We start from the raw sequence: 16,026 nt of genomic DNA, 5'->3' as shown, positions 1-16,026 counted from the left end.
ATGGAGACGATTTTACAATTTAAAAACTTAGATTATTATTATGAAAGTAACGGAAAAAAAGTAGCGATACTAGAAAATGTTAACTTTTCTTTTCAAAAAGGACATTTCTACACGATTCTAGGACCATCCGGATCTGGTAAAACCACTACGCTTAGCTTAGGTTGTGGGCTAGATATACCTAAAAATGGTTATGTACTATTTAATGGAAAGGATATTCGAAAAATTGGTTTGGATCGGTACCGTAATCAAAATGTATCGGTAATTTTCCAATCGTATAATTTGATTACCTATATGACTGCTCTTCAAAATGTCTTAACAGCAATGGAAATTACAGGTGTTAAAGTGCAAAATAAAACGGCAAGGGCGTTAGAATTATTAGAGAAAGTAGGACTTACAGAAGTAGAAGCGAAACGAAATGTTCTGCAACTAAGTGGCGGGCAACAGCAGCGTGTTGCAATCGCTCGAGCGTTATCTTGTAATGTTGATTTACTGATTGCGGATGAGCCGACAGGAAACCTCGACGAAGAAACGGCAATGGATATAATAGAACTGTTTCAAGAACTTGCACATAAAGAAAATAAATGTATTATTGTTGTGACGCACTCACAGGAAGTTGCTAAAAAATCAGATCGTGCAGTCTATTTAAGTAAGAAGAAGTTGGTAGTAAACGAAATTTAATATCACCCTAGTTTTTTAATTCACATAATTTTCGAAATCAGTTTCTTCAAATGTTTATATTTGATATACAATATAACCAAGCCATAATCAAAATGGTCTCCCTGTATTGAATGTTAAGATAGTTTGTTATTTCCTTTTTAACAATTTTTGAAAAAGAACTTGTAGTATATTCTACAGGTTCTTTTTGTTATGATCGGTTTACTATATCATTGAAGAATTGCATGTAAAAAATGGGACAGTATCTAGATGTATGATCTAAATACTGTCCCGTTTAATTATTTATTTGTAAAAAGGAACTAGCTTACATCTCATGTGATAGATTTTATAAATAAGAGCGTTTAATTGTCCATGGCTCTAAGCACTAACCATTTGGAATAAAGATGCAATGTATCAGTTATACTATGTAATATTTATTCATTACAAAATATGGTGGTATGTATGACTAAGCAAACAATTACTTTATTTCAAGTTTCTATGATACTCATTGGTAGTATTGGGATAATTAATCATGTCATTATGATTCCTATGTTATTAGATACCTCAGGTAGAGATTCGTGGATCTCTATCATATTAGTAAGCATTATATACTTGATTTGGATTTCATTAATATTCATCATATATAGAAACATAAAAAATGAACACTTGTTTTCGTGGTTAAAAAATAATTTCGGGAAACTCAGTGTATATCCAATCATATTCATAGTTGTGATTTATTTAATAACAATTGGTGTCGTTGCACTAAAAGAAACATTAACCTTTTTCTCTTTTTATTTACCAGAAACACCTCACTTTGTATTAGGAATACTTTTTTCAATGATTTGTCTCTATAATGCTACAAGAGGAATTCAATCTATTGCACTTACAACAGGTGTTTTGTTACCTATTGTATTCCTACTTGGTTTTTTTGTAATGTTTGCAAATGTTCCACATAAAGATTATTCTTTACTTCAGCCAATGATGGAAAATGGAATAAAGCCAGTATTTAAAGGGATGGTTTATCCTGCAGCAGGATTTCTAGAGTTAATTTTTATTCTTTTTTTACAACATCACATTTGTTCAAAAGTCAAATTATATCAACTGATTGCTTTGGGAATGGTTATTATTGGTATCACAATAGGCCCAGTTATGGCAGCTATTATAGAATTTGGACCTTTCGTAGCGGCAAACCAACGATATCCAGCATTTGAAGAATGGAGACTTGTGTCAATAGGAAGGTATATTGAAAATTTAGACTTTCTCTCCGTGTATCAGTGGCTTGTAGGGATATTTATTCGTCTATCACTTGTTGTTTTTCTTATACCAGATTTGTTATCAATTACAAATCAGAAAACGAGAAATGGGATTATGTTTGCAATACTTTCATGTATTTTATTAATAAGTATACTACCCATCAGTGACTCTAATTTCTATTGGTTTGTATCTCAAATTATTTTACCAGTTTCAGCTTTAGGGCTATTTTTGTTTTCTATCTTACTAATAGTGTTTGTATGGATTGCTAAATTTAAGAAAAGCTCTTAAAAGAGTATGAGGATGTATTTTATATAAGGTTGCTGAGTTTGAAGGAGACAACGTAGATGAACAAACGAGTAGAAATAAATGAGAAGATAACACTAGAGTGGTTTGAAGGATGCAGCGATGTAAAAGTAATAAAGCGTGAATTGGATGAGAAAGAAAAAAAGAATTCAGTATTGTTTATTTATTGTCAAAACTTAATTGACAATACAAAATTAAAACAAGCCACATCATCCCATGTTTGCAAAGAGCTTTCAAGTAATTCGATAGAAGAGTTTAACCTCTCAACATTAATTCCCCAGTTATCAGTACAGAAATTAGATATGGTAAATTCGAATGAAACTATCTCTCAGATTATATTTGAAGGTAACCTCCTTATTATTTTTGAAGAATCTAAACATGGATATATAGTTGATATTGCCCAAATACCTACCAGATCAGTTGAACAAACAAATACAGAGATGACCATTCGTGGTGGACGTGATGGATTTGTTGAAGAGTTAAACACAAACATAGGATTAATTAGAAAAAGACTAAAAACGAGTTCTCTTAGTTATGAAGAATTTATTATTGGAGAAAGAACACAAACTAAAGTAGCACTCATGTATTTAAAAGATGTCGCATCCCAAGATATCATTAATCAAGTTCGATTAAAATTAAGACAAATTAAAATAGACGGGGTTGTTTCAAGTGCACAAATTGAAGAGTTAATTACAAACAATCAATTTAGTGTATTTCCTTTAGTTGAATATACAGGGCGCCCTGATTATGCTGTGAATTGTTTGCTATATGGACGTTTTATTTTACTAGTTGAAGGGTCACCAACAGCGACAATTGCACCAGTTACATTTCCTTTTTTTGTGAATACATCGGAAGATCAAGATTTTTTCTATATATTCGGTAGCTTTGTACGACTTGTAAGTCTTTTGGGGATAGCAATTTCTATATTTCTTCCAGGAATTTGGATAGCACTAATTACATATCATCCAGATCAGATTCCCTATACGTTGCTAGCTACATTAAGCTTATCAAGAGAAGGGATTCCTTTTCCAGCTCCTTTAGAAGGGCTAATTATGATGACCTTATTTGAAATTTTGAGGCAAGCAGGATTACGTGTTCCTGCCGTATTTGGTCAAACATTATCTGTTGTAGGGGGATTAATTATTGGACAAGCTGCTATTAGTGCAGGAATTGTTTCAGCATCTATGGTCATTATAATAGCAATCTCGGTTGTTTCGACATTTGCTTTAACTAATCAGTCAGTAACAGGAATAATAAGTATATTGCGGTATGTAGTATTCTTAGTATCTTCTTTATTAGGCATAGTAGGATTTATCTTTTGTGTCCTTGTGATGGTGATACATGTAGTAAATTTACGCTCTTTTGGAGTTCCATTCTTTACACCATATTCACCCCCTGTGTTTAAAAGTATGCTAGCAGCCACATTTAGACTTCCTTTCACGTATATGAAAAAAAGACCTAAAGAATTGCATACGCAAGATAATACAAGGAAAAGAGAGAGTACCGATGAAGAAAAATAAAAGAATAGTTATATTTCTTTTTATGATGTGTACGTTTCTAACAGGGTGTTGGGATCAAAGAGAGTTGCATCACGTTTTGTATATAAATAGTCTAGGTATCGATTTTAAAGATAATAACTATATCATCCGTCCGCAATTTATTAATTTTTCTAACATAGCTAAACAAGAAGGGAGCACTACCCGTAATTATAGCCAGGCCTATATCGGAAAGGGAAGAGGCCCCATTTTAGATGAGGCAGCATTTGATTTTTATAAGGGTGCTCAACAAGAAATCTCATGGGAGCATCTCAAAACAATTGTTGTAACAGAGAGATTTCTAAAACATGGTGACTTAAATCAATTTAATGATTTTTTCTCTCGTTTTTTTCAATTTCGAGATACTATGTGGATATTTGGAACTAAGGAACCTTTAGAGAATATATTAGCGAACAATAATATTTTAAATATTTCTCAATTATATACAATCATTAATTTACCAAAAGAGATAACCAAGCAATATACAATAATAGATCCTTTACCTTTATATAAATTCCAAAGAAATTATTATGAACCTGGGATGACAACGCGCATTCCTTTCTTAGCTACGACTAAAACATATTGGAAAAAAGGACATACATCATTTCCAATGTTAAAATTTAGTGGTTATGGTTTTATAAATGATAAATCCTATATAAATCATTTAAACGACCATGATATTGCTGGGGTTCGATGGACGGATGAAAATACTAAACGAGCTCCATTACTATTAAAATTTAACAAGAAAATCATTGGACATATAGTATTAAAAAATCCAAAGATAGATACAAAGCATTTTTTAAAAAATGGAAAGTTACGCATGCTTATGAACATCCATTTCGATGCTGATATTTTTCAATTAATAAATTCTATGCCTGTAAATGATATTAAAAAAATTGCAGAGGACCAAGTTGAAAAAGAAATAAAAAAAACGTACCGAAAAGGAATCGAAAGAGGGATTGACACGTATCAGTTATCACATTCCTTATATCGGCAGAATTATAAATTGTGGAAACAATATAAAAAAGAGGGGGGGATATCCCTTCAAAATAAAGAATTAGATTTAAATGTCTCGATTAATATAGCTACAAATGGAAAATCTAAAAATATGCGTAATATGATTGAACATTAGAATGGTTGAAGATGAAAGGAAACGTAAAATATTAACTCTAAATAGGAGATTCGAACTTGAAAGACCACTACGATGTGGCGTCGTCTTCTTTAGGAATGGGATGAGAGTTCGATTAGGAGCAGAAGGAGGCTTTTACCTCCTTCGTTGTCTGAAAATACGCTTACACTTCTTAGCGTTTAGATAAGTATTAGTCTTTAAAACTAAATGTGCCGTAAAGTAGGAGCAGCTTAAATTCATTACTATGATTTATTCGTTACTTTTAAAGCATCTAACACTATTTTAGTTGCATCTGCAATAAGTTTATCATCGTATTTCGCATCTTCTTTCGCATGATTAGAAAGTATCGCAAGCATAATTGGCTTTTTATTTGGTGGCCAAATGATTGCAATATCATTCCTTGTTCCATAAGAGCCAGAGCCAGTCTTATCGGCTACTTCCCATTCTCCTGGAACTCTAGCACGAATTAAGTTGTCCCCCGTAGTATTTCTTTTCATCAAATCTATTAAAAAGTTCCGTTTCTCAATGGAAAGTATATCGCCTAGCGCGTAAGCTTGAAGACTAGTAGCTAATGCCTTTGGGGTGCTAGTATCACGAGTGTCTCCTGGCTGCACTTCGTTTAATTCTGGTTCAAAACGTTCAGGATTTGTGACAGTATCTCCTATTTCTCTCAGTGATTTTTTGAATTCACTTGGCCCACCTAATTGTTTAAGAATAAGATTTTGTGCAGTATTATCGCTATATCGAATGGAAGCATCCGCAAGCTCTTTCAGAGTCATACCTGTATCTACATATTTTTCAGTAATTGGATTGTAATTCACAAGATCTTTGCTAGTATACTTAATTTTTTGATCTAAATCTTCTATTGATTTCTTTTGTAACAGTGCTCCAACAGCAAGGGCTTTGTGGGTAGATGCGTATGCAAACCGTTCATCTGAACGATAAGTAACGGTTTGATTCGTACCTGTGTCCAATGCATAAATACCAAGCTTAGCATCATATTCTTTTTCCAGCTTTACAAAAGAATGATTACTTGTATTTTCTTGTTTGGTTTGTTTCGGTGGTGCGGATTGAATATTACTATTGGAACAGCCTATAAGCGTTACACATGAAAGTAATACTACAGGTAACATCTTTTTATAATGCGAAATGTGAAAAAACTTCTTTGAAACTATCATACATTTTCAACCTCTTTCAAGAATTTATGGATTTTGTATAGGTATTTTACATACCGATACAATTAATAAATGTACCAGATAGCACTCATCTTGTGTTTCTTGCATTACAAAATGAGAGAACTACCAAAAGCACATTTTTTATACGTAATAGACAATCTAAGTAACACATTTGTTCCATTTATGATTAAGGTTTTGAATATATCCATTAATTTTATTTATAAGAATCACAAAATCCACCTTTTTTGCACGCCACTTAATTTAATGTGGATTTAGATTGAGTTTACCTCGTAATGGGAATTTCAATTGGATTGCGCATATATAACAACCTCATTTCGGACAGAATAAGTAATAACAACTACTGATTTCATTTTAAGTGAGGTGTTATACGATACATACGACAAAGCAAAAAAGACTTGTGGTGCAAAGTATAACTACATTTAGTCTACTAATAACGACTATCTTTACACCCATGCTTATTTACATTGTTTATGGATTACAGATTTCGAAAGGCTTTGAGGGATACTGGCCATCAATCTTGTTTTATACAACTTATATGACGGGTGTGTTTATCTGGATACCTATTGTGAATAAGGCTGGGATTCACCGCTCCTTATATTGGACTGTTTCTATTCTGATAGTAGCATTACTTAGTGTTACTTTCCTTGGATGGAGTTCAAGATGGCTAGAAATAAGTGCGTTATTTTCTGGTTTTGCAGTTAGTACAATTTCTACCATGACGAGTACTTTATTGTTTCTACATGTGGAAGGCGGGGGAAAGGTTTATAATAAAAATCAACAAGCGATTATTATTGGTATCGTTTTTCTTTTATTAATAATCGTATTGTTAGCGATTAGTTTTTTATCGCCGCCGCTGATAACATGCATATATGGGATTTGTTTAATCAGTATCCTTTTTGCTATAAAAAAAATGCCGAGAACAGAGTTAGCCAAAGGGCTTTTACCTATCTCCATCGTATCGGTTGTAGGAAAGTTTCTTTTTGTCTCAATGCTTATTCTTTTGATTCGAACAAGTCGTAACATAAATAATGAACAATATATTTTTTATTTTTTTCTACTTTCTATAGCGCTTATTTGTTTCATGTTTTTGAGTTTATTGAAAGGAAAGTTCTTTCATAAACTTTCATCTTCTTTACCAATTCGCTTAAAGGCAGAATCATTTTTACTTGGATTAGGAAATGGATATTTATTTTTGATGGGTATTTTTTATAGTTTTATTTTCTATAACATGTTAACCTGTATTTTCATTTTAGTTGGACCATACCTATTAGGGATTTTGATGTCCATATTTTTAGATATCAAAGCTGCTAAGAAAGTTAATCCAATCCATTTGTTTTTAGTAAGTACTTTAATCATGATATTCGGGTTTTATTCTCCACTATTTATAGTCCTTAGCGTTACATTTGGGAGCTATGCCATTAATAGTATTTCTTCTCAAAATAATATGAAAGTATATATGGCGAACGCTACACATAGAGAGCTTTCTTTACTCATTTACACAACATGGAGAAATATTGGGAATATATTTTTACAATTTTTTATATTGATTGTGGTTGTGGGAGTAGGGGTGTTTTATGATGTCGAATGGTCGCAACTTTTCCAAACAATTGTCGGGAAGAGTAAAATGCAAATTGAAGGGTTATCCGTACAACGATTGATGTTTATATTAGCAATTTGCTGTTGGCTTGGCATGGTGGGCTTAGGTATGTGGATTGGTAAAAAAGCTAATCCCAATATTGCTTAAAAAGTAACTCGAAAAATATGAATACTAAAACTACAACAAACAAACTCGTCCTACTAAGAGGGGAGTTTGTTTGTTTTTTGTTTAGATAATGGAATGTCCATGCAAAATTGTACACTATGTTCCAAATTGTTTATAGAATATTTTATATTTAGCGTTTCAAGAATTTGTTTAACAATATATAGCCCTAAACCACTTCCTCCAGTATTTCGATTCCTTGATTTTTCAATTCGATAAAATGGTTTGAAAATTTGTTGTACATCCTCTTCTTTAATATTGACACCTGTATTCATAATTTGCATTTTGATTTGACCTTGTTTAGAATCATCACTTAACTTTATATAGACTTTTTCATTATGTGGTGAATACATAACTGCATTATGGATAATATTTTTACATGCTTTTTCAAAAAGAACACGATCTGTATAAACAGAAAGGTCAGAATCAATTTCTTTTATTATTTGGATGCTTTTTTGAGAAGCAAAAAATTCGAGATCTTTTGTGATTGTACCTATTAACTTTGAAAGATTAACTTCTTCTATCTTTAGTTTAAAGGTGTGTTGTTCTAATTTCGACATGCTTAAAATTTCACGAACTAATTGTTCCATACTTTCAATAATTTGATGATTTTTCTTTAAATATTGATCACGATTTTGATAAGGGCCAATATTGTATATCATCCCTTCTAAGTATCCTTTCATTACAGTAAGAGGGGACTTTAATTCATGTGCTACAATCGCAAAAAACTCTCTGCGTTTTGTTTCTATTTCTCGTTCTTTTTCAATATCATTTTTTAATTGTTCATTTGCTTTTTTTAAATCAAACATAGCTTGTTGTAAGTTAATAGACATGTCATTCAAACTATTAGATAATTCTCCTAACTCATCTGTAGAGCGAACCTCAATTTTTTCGGAGAAATCTAAATTTGCCATCTTTTGTGCACCCTCATTAATATAAATAAGTGGCTTTGTAATAAACCTGGAATAGAAATAAGCACTCCCTATACCAATTACGAGCACAATGATACTAATATAGGGGAGAAAGCGCACTAATACCTGCGAAGCTTCATCAATCGGTTGAAATGTTGCGAACACTACAAGCGTTAAACTACCATCTTGGAATTGAATTGGTTCGGTAACATTATATGAATTGCTAATGGTGCCTGCATTCTCAAATCGTGTTGCCTTAGTAACTACTGTTGTTTGTGTGCCACTTTGAATAAAAGAAAATGAAGGCGAGTAAATAATTACTCCTTCTTTATTTTGAAGCGAAAGCATCGCGTTATTTTTTTTTGCGTATTCATCAAAAATTGGTATCGCATCTTGAAATGTAAGACTTTTGGACTTATCAATTATTTCTTTTATCCCTGTTTGAAGTTGATCTGTTTTGTATTGCTCATAAAACGTAGGGAGAAAGAAGTATAAAGTTAAATAAATCAATACTGCAAAGGATAACAAAATGAGAGAGGTAGTCATAAAGAGTTTATAAGTAATTTGCTTCATCTTCATGATTTTCACAATATTATTCATCAATTTTATAACCAATACCCTTTATTGTTTTAATATAAGGGATAGCTAACTTTTTACGTAGGTTTTTAATATGTGTATCAATTATTCGTGTTTCTCCAAAATAATCGTACCCCCAAACTTTTTCTACGATATTTTCTCTTGTGAGTACTTTTCTCTCATTTTGAAATAGTAGTTGTAGAATTTCAAACTCTTTTGTCGTTAATAAAATTTCAACGTCATTTACATATATCCTATATGCATCAACATCTATACGCACTTCTTTAAATACCAAATGATTATTTACATTTTTATCATAACTCCTTCTAAGTACAGCTTCGACTCGTCTAATCAAAACATGAAACGAAAAGGGTTTTGTTATATAATCATCGATTCCAAGATCGAACCCTTTCATTTGATCTTCTTCCTCTTCTAACGCAGTTAGCATAATAATTGGTACGTTTGACTGACTTCGAATCATCTTGGATACTTCAAATCCATTAAGATTGGGCATCATTACATCTAGAAGAATTAAATCAAAGGATTGCTTATTAAATTGTGTCATACCCTCTAATCCATCTGATGCGACTACCACTGTATACTGTTGTGTCATTAAAAATTGTTTAATTAATTCCTGAATTTCTTGATCGTCTTCTACCACGAGAATATGATAGTTTTTCATAATATCACCTCTGGTAGTCATTATAGCCTTACTATCTGGAGTTTATGTGGAGATAAATTAGGAGATTTCACAAGACGATTATTGTGTTAGCTCCACGTTCAATAAAATGAACGATTAATATTTAAGTAAAACTAATGTATAATAATGTAAACTGCATGTGATTTCTTAAAACTGTATGAAAATATACTTTTGCTTCTTTACCAGAAGGGGAAAAGGAAATGAATTTCAATATAAAAGAAGCTACCGAAATACTAGAGCGCGTGCCACAAACTTTGGAGTTTTTTATCTAGTTCTCTGTTTAATCGTTAATCGCCTAAATAACAATTCTCTGGGGAAACCAAAAGTTTAAAGGTATGAACTAGGGATTATTTATATAATGCGAGAAAGGTTGTGAAATTATTTGAGGGGTTATAAAGCAATGCTATTTGATTTAGATGATACGTTACTTGATAGGGATAAGGCAGTAGATAAACTGTTTTCCATTATTTTAGAGGAGTTTTATGGGGATGTTGAACAACATGCAGTAAAAAACGAAATGTTACAGAAATTCAAGGAATATGATAAAAAAAGCTATGGCCACAGCGATAAAGTGAAGGTATTGGAATCATTATTTGATGAATTCCCACCGAAATATAGATTACCACGCAATTACATTCAAGACTTTTGGAATAATAATTTCCCAAAATGTTTTTCTATAAACCAAAAAACTATTAATATCATAAATACTATAAAGTCACATATTAAAGTTGGAATTATAACAAATGGCTCAACCCAGAGGCAAAAAGCAAAAATAATTAACACGAATTTGAATCGTTATTTTGATACAATCATTATTTCTGAAGAAGCGGGATTTAGTAAACCTGACAAACGCATATTTGAATTAGCATTAAATAAGCTAAATGTACAATCAGAAGATGTATTATTTGTTGGAGATGACTTAGAAAAGGATATTGCTGGTTGTCAAAATGCAAATATAAAGGGCATATGGTTCAATCCTAATATGATTAAGAATAATACCGACACAAAACCATATGCCGAGATTACTTCTTTTGATAATTTATTAAGTTATTGTGGAGAGATGAATTTTCAAAAATAGTAAAAAGATAGATTACCCTTAATTTCATTGACCGTATGAGAAGTTTTAAAACAATAATTATTTACGATGATATTGAGCCAGGGGCAAATCATTTATGTGTGTTAATGAAGATCTACACAGCATGTTTAATATATACTTTATAAATTATAGAGGAGTGAGACTATGGAAATAAAGAAAGTAGTAATTGACGGAATAAATATTGCGGTCGTCAGAAACGATACAGTATTAATATCCGACATTCAATCTGCATTAGATTTCATGGCAACAGTTCAATATGAAGCGGATTCGAAGTGGATTGTTATCAATAAATCATTAATAAGTGAAAGTTTCTTTGACTTAAAAACACGTCTTGCGGGTGATATTCTTCAAAAGTTTATTAATTACAGCGTGAAAATTGCTATCGTCGGGGATTTTTCTATGTACGCTAGTAAAAGCTTAAAAGATTTCATTTATGAATGTAACAAAGGTAAGGATATTTTTTTCTTAGCAACTGAGCAACAAGCAATTGAAAAGTTAAGCTCATTGAAATAAAGATATAAAATGTATTTCGAAAGAGGCATCCATGAAGGTGCCTCTTATTTGTATTTTATATAAATATGTTTTTCAAATTTAAATTTTGTACCGGTACAGTAACTGCAAATGTAGATTGTTACTATATCCCTTCAAATTTACAATCAGCATATATTATTTTAATTTATAACTTATTAAGGGGTGCTGAATATGACAAAGTTACAAGATCAACTTTTCACAAGATTAAACCTTGAAAAACGTACTGAAATAGAATTTGAAGAATTAAGTACAATACTCTTTGCATTTGCCCACACAATCCCGTTTGAGAATTTAGATGTAATAGCAAGTAATGCGAATACAATTTCTATGAAAAACTTACAAGAAAAAATTTTAACTAGATCCCGCGGCGGACTTTGTTATGAATTAAATACTCTTTTTTACTATTTTTTAAAAGATAGTGGTTATGATGTACAACTCGCACTAGGTACCGTATATAAAAATGATATAAACGCTTGGGCACTTGAAGAGGGGCATATAACAATTATTTTAAATTATGAAAACGTAAGGTACTTAATTGATGTAGGTATTGCTTCATTAGTACCTCTTGTGCCAGTACCGTTTACTGGCGAACTTGTTTCTTCTAAAAACGGTTCGTATCGAGTAAGACAAAAAGATACGAGTAAAGGAAACTATGTTCTAGAAAGAATAGATGTTGATGGAGAATGGAAAGTTTGTCATGCTTTTTATAATCGTATGATTGATGAGGCAGTAGTAAATGATGTTCAAAAAAGAGTAATAGAAGATGAGAAATCTATTTTCAATAAAGGACCCATTGCAGTAAAGTTGACGAACTCTGGTCATGTCTCTTTAACGGATACTAGTTTAACTGAAATCATTTATGGAGAAAAAACTAAGCGTGAAATTACAGAAAATCAATATAAAGAGCTTTTATATACTTTATTTGCTATTAAGTTATGACTAAACAAATAGCCGGTTCTTATTCAGAATCGGCTATTTTTATGATTTTTGGTTTAAAAGGTTTTCTTCTAATATGTTTGGAAACTGCGGTATAGTTAATGTTTTTAACGTTTCTGCAGCCTCTTCATACGTATGAAAAACGGGTTCTTTTCCATCGTCTCCTTGCAAAACTAGTCCTTCATCTCGGATTACATACGGCATAAAATCATTCCTTTAAGTAGAATATTGTGTTCTTTTGAAACAGAATGATACGATTTAAAGTTTGATTTTCTTAATAGATATAATACACTAGAACAGTATAAAAAGTATGTACAATGAATTTTTAATGTAAAGGAAGATTATTATGTCAGTTATCGATAAATTGAAACTTAATAAGTATACAAATATGGTCGTTATTAACGAACCAAGTGATTATGACATTTTTACAGGTAAAGAAACTGCATTTTCAAAAGAACACGATGCCATTTTTATTTTTGTAGAAACACTTGATGAAATGGTGAAACAAACGAATTTTATTATTAGTAATGAAGAATTACTAATTGAAAAAGGTTACGTATTTTTCGCATATCCGAAAAAAGGTAATTCTCGTTACAGTACGTTTATTCACCGTGATGAGATGTTTCCGGCATTAAACGTTGGAGATGATGGATATGTGGGGGAAAGCGAAATTAAATTTGCGCGAATGGTAAGTATGGATGATGTCTTTACGGTTGTAGGTTTAAAACGTGAAAAGAAAAAAGCGAAGAAAACACCTGCAGCGAGTCAATGTGTTGCTGATTATGCAGATCGTATTCAAGATGTCGAAGCATTATTGGCTAATCATCCAGCTGAACTTAAGTTTTATCAAAGTTTAACTCCTGGTTATCAAAAAGATTGGGCACGTAATTTATTTTCAGTGAAACAAGAAAAAACACGCGATAAACGTCTTGAGAAAATGATTGAAATACTTTCACAAGGCTATAAAACAATTGAATTATTCCGTAAGAAGAAAAAATAATAATTAGGAACGTCACAATGATGCAACAATTAATTGCAAAGAGTACATTGAAAAGAGGATTCCTTTCAGTATACTAAAATATGTTCTTATATTTAAATAATTAGTAAAAGAGAAAAGGTGTTTGAAATGAAATCGTATATTGTAGTTGGATCTGGAATTTTAGGGGCATCTACTGCCTATCATCTTGCTAAGGCTGGTGCGAAGGTTACTATTGTAGATCGTCAAGATTTAGGTCAAGCAACTGATGCAGCAGCAGGTATTGTCTGTCCGTGGCTGTCGCAACGTCGTAATAAAGCATGGTATAAAATCGTTAAAGGCGGTGCACGTTACTATTCTTCGTTAATTCAGCAATTAGAAGAAGACGGTGAAACGGATACAGGTTACAACCGTGTAGGTGCAATTAGTTTACATACTGATGAGAAAAAACTAGATCAAATGGAAGAGAGAGCGTATAAACGCCGTGAAGATGCACCGGAGATTGGTGAAATCACTCGCTTATCAGCTGAAGAAACGAAAAAATTATTCCCAGCATTATCGGAAGAATATAGTTCTGTTCATATTAGTGGCGCTGCACGAGTAAATGGAAGATTATTACGCAACGCATTAATAAGCGCTGCGAAAAAACATGGTGCAACTTTCATAAAAGGTGATGCAGTATTAGTCCGTGAAGGGAATCATATTACGGGAGTTAAAGTAAACGACGAAACAATTGTAGCGGAAAAGGTAATGGTAACTGCAGGCGCATGGGCGAACGAAATCTTGAACCCATTAGGAATTAATTTCTTAGTTACGTTCCAAAAAGGACAAATTGTTCATTTACAAATGGAAAATACAGCAACAGAAAATATGCCAGTTGTTATGCCGCCGAACGATCAATATATTTTAACATTTGACAATGGCCATGTCGTAATTGGTGCAACGCATGAGAATGATACTGGTTTCGATCACCGTGTAACAGCTGGTGGTTTACATGAAGTATTCCATAAAGCGTTAACAGTAGCGCCTGGTTTAGAAGATGGTACAATGGTTGAAACAAGAGTTGGCTTTAGACCGTTTACACCAGGGTTCTTACCTGTTATTGGACCACTACCTAATTTTGAAGGCATACTCATTGCGAACGGATTAGGTGCTTCAGGATTAACAGCAGGTCCATACTTAGGATCAGAACTTGCTAAACTTGCGTTAGGGCAACCGATTGAATTAGATTTAAATGATTATGATGTTGCTGGGGCAATGGAATAGTAATAAACAAAAAGATTAGGAGTGATTTCCTAATCTTTTTGTCATGTTATTTGGGAGTAACTAAGTATTTGGGGAGGTAGGAGTTCTTTTAAACAGGTACCACCACATCGCTATCAAGCTAAGAAAATAGATAACCCACAAAACGAAAAATTTTTGCCTTTTATAGCAACGAAGTGCATTTTTATCGTTTGAGGTATTAGAGAAAAAAGGTTGATTCGTTCAATATAGAGGAGAATATCATTTCTTTTTATACATATCAGAAATATTAACAATAGCCTCAAAAACTGGAGGCTATTCAATTTCACAATCTATTATGAGCAATTACAATAGGTAAGCTCTTTAAAGTCTGTCCCATCGCTGCATTCGTAAAATGATGAATAACATCAAAACCCTCAACTTGATGGATGTTAGCGAACCGTTCCACAAATGAAATTAAAGCGATAGACGGGATCCCAATTAAAGTTTTTTAAACCTAATTGGACTTACCATTAAGAGAGCGAGGATTAATGTAATCCATGCATTGCTATATGAAAACAATCCCATACCGGCCAATGGTAATCCAGCAGCTGGAATAGGTAATCCCTTAAAATATCCAATGGTTGGTTTTACACTAAATTTAGCTAATCTTAAAGCACCCATCGTTGGGAAAAGGATAAATGCCAAAGAAGTTAAAATAGATGGTGTTGCTATCGAATGAAATAGAAGTGCAGGCGCAACTCCGAAACTAACAATATCAGCTAAGGAATCCAATTGTACACCAAACTCACTGTTCACTTTTAATTTTCTCGCAATTCTTCCATCAAGGAGATCTAAAACAGCTGAAAAGAAAATAAAAATGGAGGCTACTTCCAAATAGTCACTCATATTCATGGTAATTGAAAAAACACCGCACAATAAATTTCCAATCGTAAATAAATTGGGTACAGCTTTTACTATCTGATTGAACAAGGTTGTCCCCCCTAAGTTGATCAAACTTCACATTTATGTAGCATTTTCTATATATTCTTCCGTTATTCTTGAAAATATATGACCACTGTATGCTAAGTAAATTTCGACAAGAGAAAAGCCGATTTCCTGTACGTTATGTTGGTTTATAAACATGTTTGATCAAAGGTAAGTCTATTCTCTCTAAAAGTTGCATTATATCTTCATATAGTCATAAAATTAATCTGTGGTCGAAAATGCGTAAAGAGCTGCTAGAATG

14 protein-coding genes and 1 pseudogene are annotated in these 16,026 nt (G+C 32.4%); 10 read left to right on the top strand and 5 right to left on the bottom strand.

Annotation, left to right across the window (positions count from 1 at the left end; translation table 11 throughout):
• From DET63_RS08540 to gerXC, 4 genes are all read left to right on the top strand, one after another.
• A complete protein-coding gene (locus tag DET63_RS08540; RefSeq protein ID WP_000447830.1) occupies positions 1 to 678 on the top strand; it encodes an ABC transporter ATP-binding protein in 678 nt (225 codons plus the stop codon).
• A gap of 438 nt (positions 679 to 1,116) precedes the next feature.
• Positions 1,117 to 2,196: a spore germination protein GerXB gene (gerXB, locus tag DET63_RS08535; protein WP_113936419.1), complete on the top strand. Its 1,080-nt coding sequence runs from the start codon at positions 1,117 to 1,119 to the stop codon at positions 2,194 to 2,196.
• A gap of 56 nt (positions 2,197 to 2,252) precedes the next feature.
• A complete protein-coding gene (gene gerXA, locus DET63_RS08530; RefSeq protein WP_113936418.1) occupies positions 2,253 to 3,731 on the top strand; it encodes a spore germination protein GerXA in 1,479 nt (492 codons plus the stop codon).
• A complete protein-coding gene (gerXC, locus tag DET63_RS08525) occupies positions 3,718 to 4,878 on the top strand; it encodes a spore germination protein GerXC (protein ID WP_113936417.1) in 1,161 nt (386 codons plus the stop codon). The genes gerXA and gerXC overlap by 14 nt, the downstream gene beginning before the upstream one ends.
• 239 nt (positions 4,879 to 5,117) lie before the next feature.
• Here the strand turns inward: gerXC and bla are convergent, their stop codons facing one another.
• Positions 5,118 to 6,053, bottom strand: coding sequence for a class A beta-lactamase (gene bla / locus DET63_RS08520; RefSeq protein WP_113936416.1), 936 nt, complete (start codon positions 6,051 to 6,053; stop codon positions 5,118 to 5,120).
• A gap of 469 nt (positions 6,054 to 6,522) precedes the next feature.
• Here bla and DET63_RS08515 point away from each other — a divergent pair, with 469 nt between their 5' ends.
• Positions 6,523 to 7,815: a hypothetical protein gene (locus DET63_RS08515; protein WP_113936553.1), complete on the top strand. Its 1,293-nt coding sequence runs from the start codon at positions 6,523 to 6,525 to the stop codon at positions 7,813 to 7,815.
• Between the two features lie 53 nt (positions 7,816 to 7,868).
• Here the strand turns inward: DET63_RS08515 and DET63_RS08510 are convergent, their stop codons facing one another.
• Both DET63_RS08510 and DET63_RS08505 read right to left on the bottom strand, forming a co-directional pair.
• Positions 7,869 to 9,341, bottom strand: a complete 1,473-nt coding sequence (locus DET63_RS08510) for a sensor histidine kinase (RefSeq protein ID WP_113936415.1) — start codon at positions 9,339 to 9,341, stop codon at positions 7,869 to 7,871.
• Positions 9,334 to 9,999: a response regulator transcription factor gene (locus DET63_RS08505; RefSeq protein ID WP_002136526.1), complete on the bottom strand. Its 666-nt coding sequence runs from the start codon at positions 9,997 to 9,999 to the stop codon at positions 9,334 to 9,336. The genes DET63_RS08510 and DET63_RS08505 overlap by 8 nt, the downstream gene beginning before the upstream one ends.
• 418 nt (positions 10,000 to 10,417) lie before the next feature.
• On the opposite strand from DET63_RS08505, the gene DET63_RS08500 reads away from it, so the two are divergent.
• The 3 genes from DET63_RS08500 to DET63_RS08490 all read left to right on the top strand — a co-directional run bounded on the left by DET63_RS08500 (position 10,418) and on the right by DET63_RS08490 (position 12,583).
• Positions 10,418 to 11,095 (top strand): HAD family hydrolase, encoded by a 678-nt coding sequence (locus tag DET63_RS08500; RefSeq protein WP_002136527.1) that lies wholly within the window; start codon positions 10,418 to 10,420, stop codon positions 11,093 to 11,095.
• Between the two features lie 162 nt (positions 11,096 to 11,257).
• The gene (locus DET63_RS08495; RefSeq protein WP_016091419.1) at positions 11,258 to 11,626 is read left to right on the top strand and encodes a DUF4180 domain-containing protein; all 369 of its coding nucleotides are present in this window, start codon (positions 11,258 to 11,260) and stop codon (positions 11,624 to 11,626) included.
• A 189-nt stretch (positions 11,627 to 11,815) separates the two neighbouring features.
• A complete protein-coding gene (locus DET63_RS08490) occupies positions 11,816 to 12,583 on the top strand; it encodes an arylamine N-acetyltransferase family protein (protein WP_113936414.1) in 768 nt (255 codons plus the stop codon).
• Between the two features lie 19 nt (positions 12,584 to 12,602).
• Here the strand turns inward: DET63_RS08490 and DET63_RS08485 are convergent.
• Positions 12,603 to 12,784 (bottom strand): annotated as a pseudogene (locus tag DET63_RS08485) (hypothetical protein).
• A 142-nt stretch (positions 12,785 to 12,926) separates the two neighbouring features.
• Here DET63_RS08485 and DET63_RS08480 point away from each other — a divergent pair.
• Together DET63_RS08480 and DET63_RS08475 are read left to right on the top strand one after the other, a co-directional pair.
• Positions 12,927 to 13,580 carry a YdeI/OmpD-associated family protein gene (locus tag DET63_RS08480; RefSeq protein WP_113936413.1) on the top strand — a complete coding sequence of 218 codons (654 nt, stop codon included), beginning with the start codon at positions 12,927 to 12,929 and terminating at the stop codon, positions 13,578 to 13,580.
• A gap of 126 nt (positions 13,581 to 13,706) precedes the next feature.
• Positions 13,707 to 14,822, top strand: coding sequence for an NAD(P)/FAD-dependent oxidoreductase (locus DET63_RS08475; RefSeq protein WP_113936412.1), 1,116 nt, complete (start codon positions 13,707 to 13,709; stop codon positions 14,820 to 14,822).
• A 456-nt stretch (positions 14,823 to 15,278) separates the two neighbouring features.
• On the opposite strand, the gene pssA is transcribed toward DET63_RS08475, so the two are convergent.
• A complete protein-coding gene (pssA, locus tag DET63_RS08470; RefSeq protein ID WP_002085344.1) occupies positions 15,279 to 15,770 on the bottom strand; it encodes a CDP-diacylglycerol--serine O-phosphatidyltransferase in 492 nt (163 codons plus the stop codon).
• Positions 15,771 to 16,026: the final 256 nt, after the last annotated feature.

The organism is Bacillus sp. DB-2 (assembly GCF_003315125.1).
In the GTDB taxonomy this organism is placed as follows: domain Bacteria; phylum Bacillota; class Bacilli; order Bacillales; family Bacillaceae_G; genus Bacillus_A; species Bacillus_A mycoides.
This window is presented reverse-complemented; position numbering and strand designations above follow the sequence as displayed.

Coding starts and splice junctions, on each gene's coding strand:
- DET63_RS08480 (WP_113936413.1), top strand. CDS start 12,927: ATGTCAGTTATCGATAAATTGAAACTTAATAAGTATACAAATATGGTC.
- DET63_RS08540 (WP_000447830.1), top strand. CDS start 1: ATGGAGACGATTTTACAATTTAAAAACTTAGATTATTATTATGAAAGT.
- DET63_RS08490 (WP_113936414.1), top strand. CDS start 11,816: ATGACAAAGTTACAAGATCAACTTTTCACAAGATTAAACCTTGAAAAA.
- DET63_RS08495 (WP_016091419.1), top strand. CDS start 11,258: ATGGAAATAAAGAAAGTAGTAATTGACGGAATAAATATTGCGGTCGTC.
- gerXC (WP_113936417.1), top strand. CDS start 3,718: ATGAAGAAAAATAAAAGAATAGTTATATTTCTTTTTATGATGTGTACG.
- DET63_RS08515 (WP_113936553.1), top strand. CDS start 6,523: ATGCTTATTTACATTGTTTATGGATTACAGATTTCGAAAGGCTTTGAG.
- gerXA (WP_113936418.1), top strand. CDS start 2,253: ATGAACAAACGAGTAGAAATAAATGAGAAGATAACACTAGAGTGGTTT.
- DET63_RS08475 (WP_113936412.1), top strand. CDS start 13,707: ATGAAATCGTATATTGTAGTTGGATCTGGAATTTTAGGGGCATCTACT.
- gerXB (WP_113936419.1), top strand. CDS start 1,117: ATGACTAAGCAAACAATTACTTTATTTCAAGTTTCTATGATACTCATT.
- DET63_RS08500 (WP_002136527.1), top strand. CDS start 10,418: ATGCTATTTGATTTAGATGATACGTTACTTGATAGGGATAAGGCAGTA.
- DET63_RS08505 (WP_002136526.1), bottom strand. CDS start 9,999: ATGAAAAACTATCATATTCTCGTGGTAGAAGACGATCAAGAAATTCAG.
- DET63_RS08510 (WP_113936415.1), bottom strand. CDS start 9,341: ATGAATAATATTGTGAAAATCATGAAGATGAAGCAAATTACTTATAAA.
- bla (WP_113936416.1), bottom strand. CDS start 6,053: ATGATAGTTTCAAAGAAGTTTTTTCACATTTCGCATTATAAAAAGATG.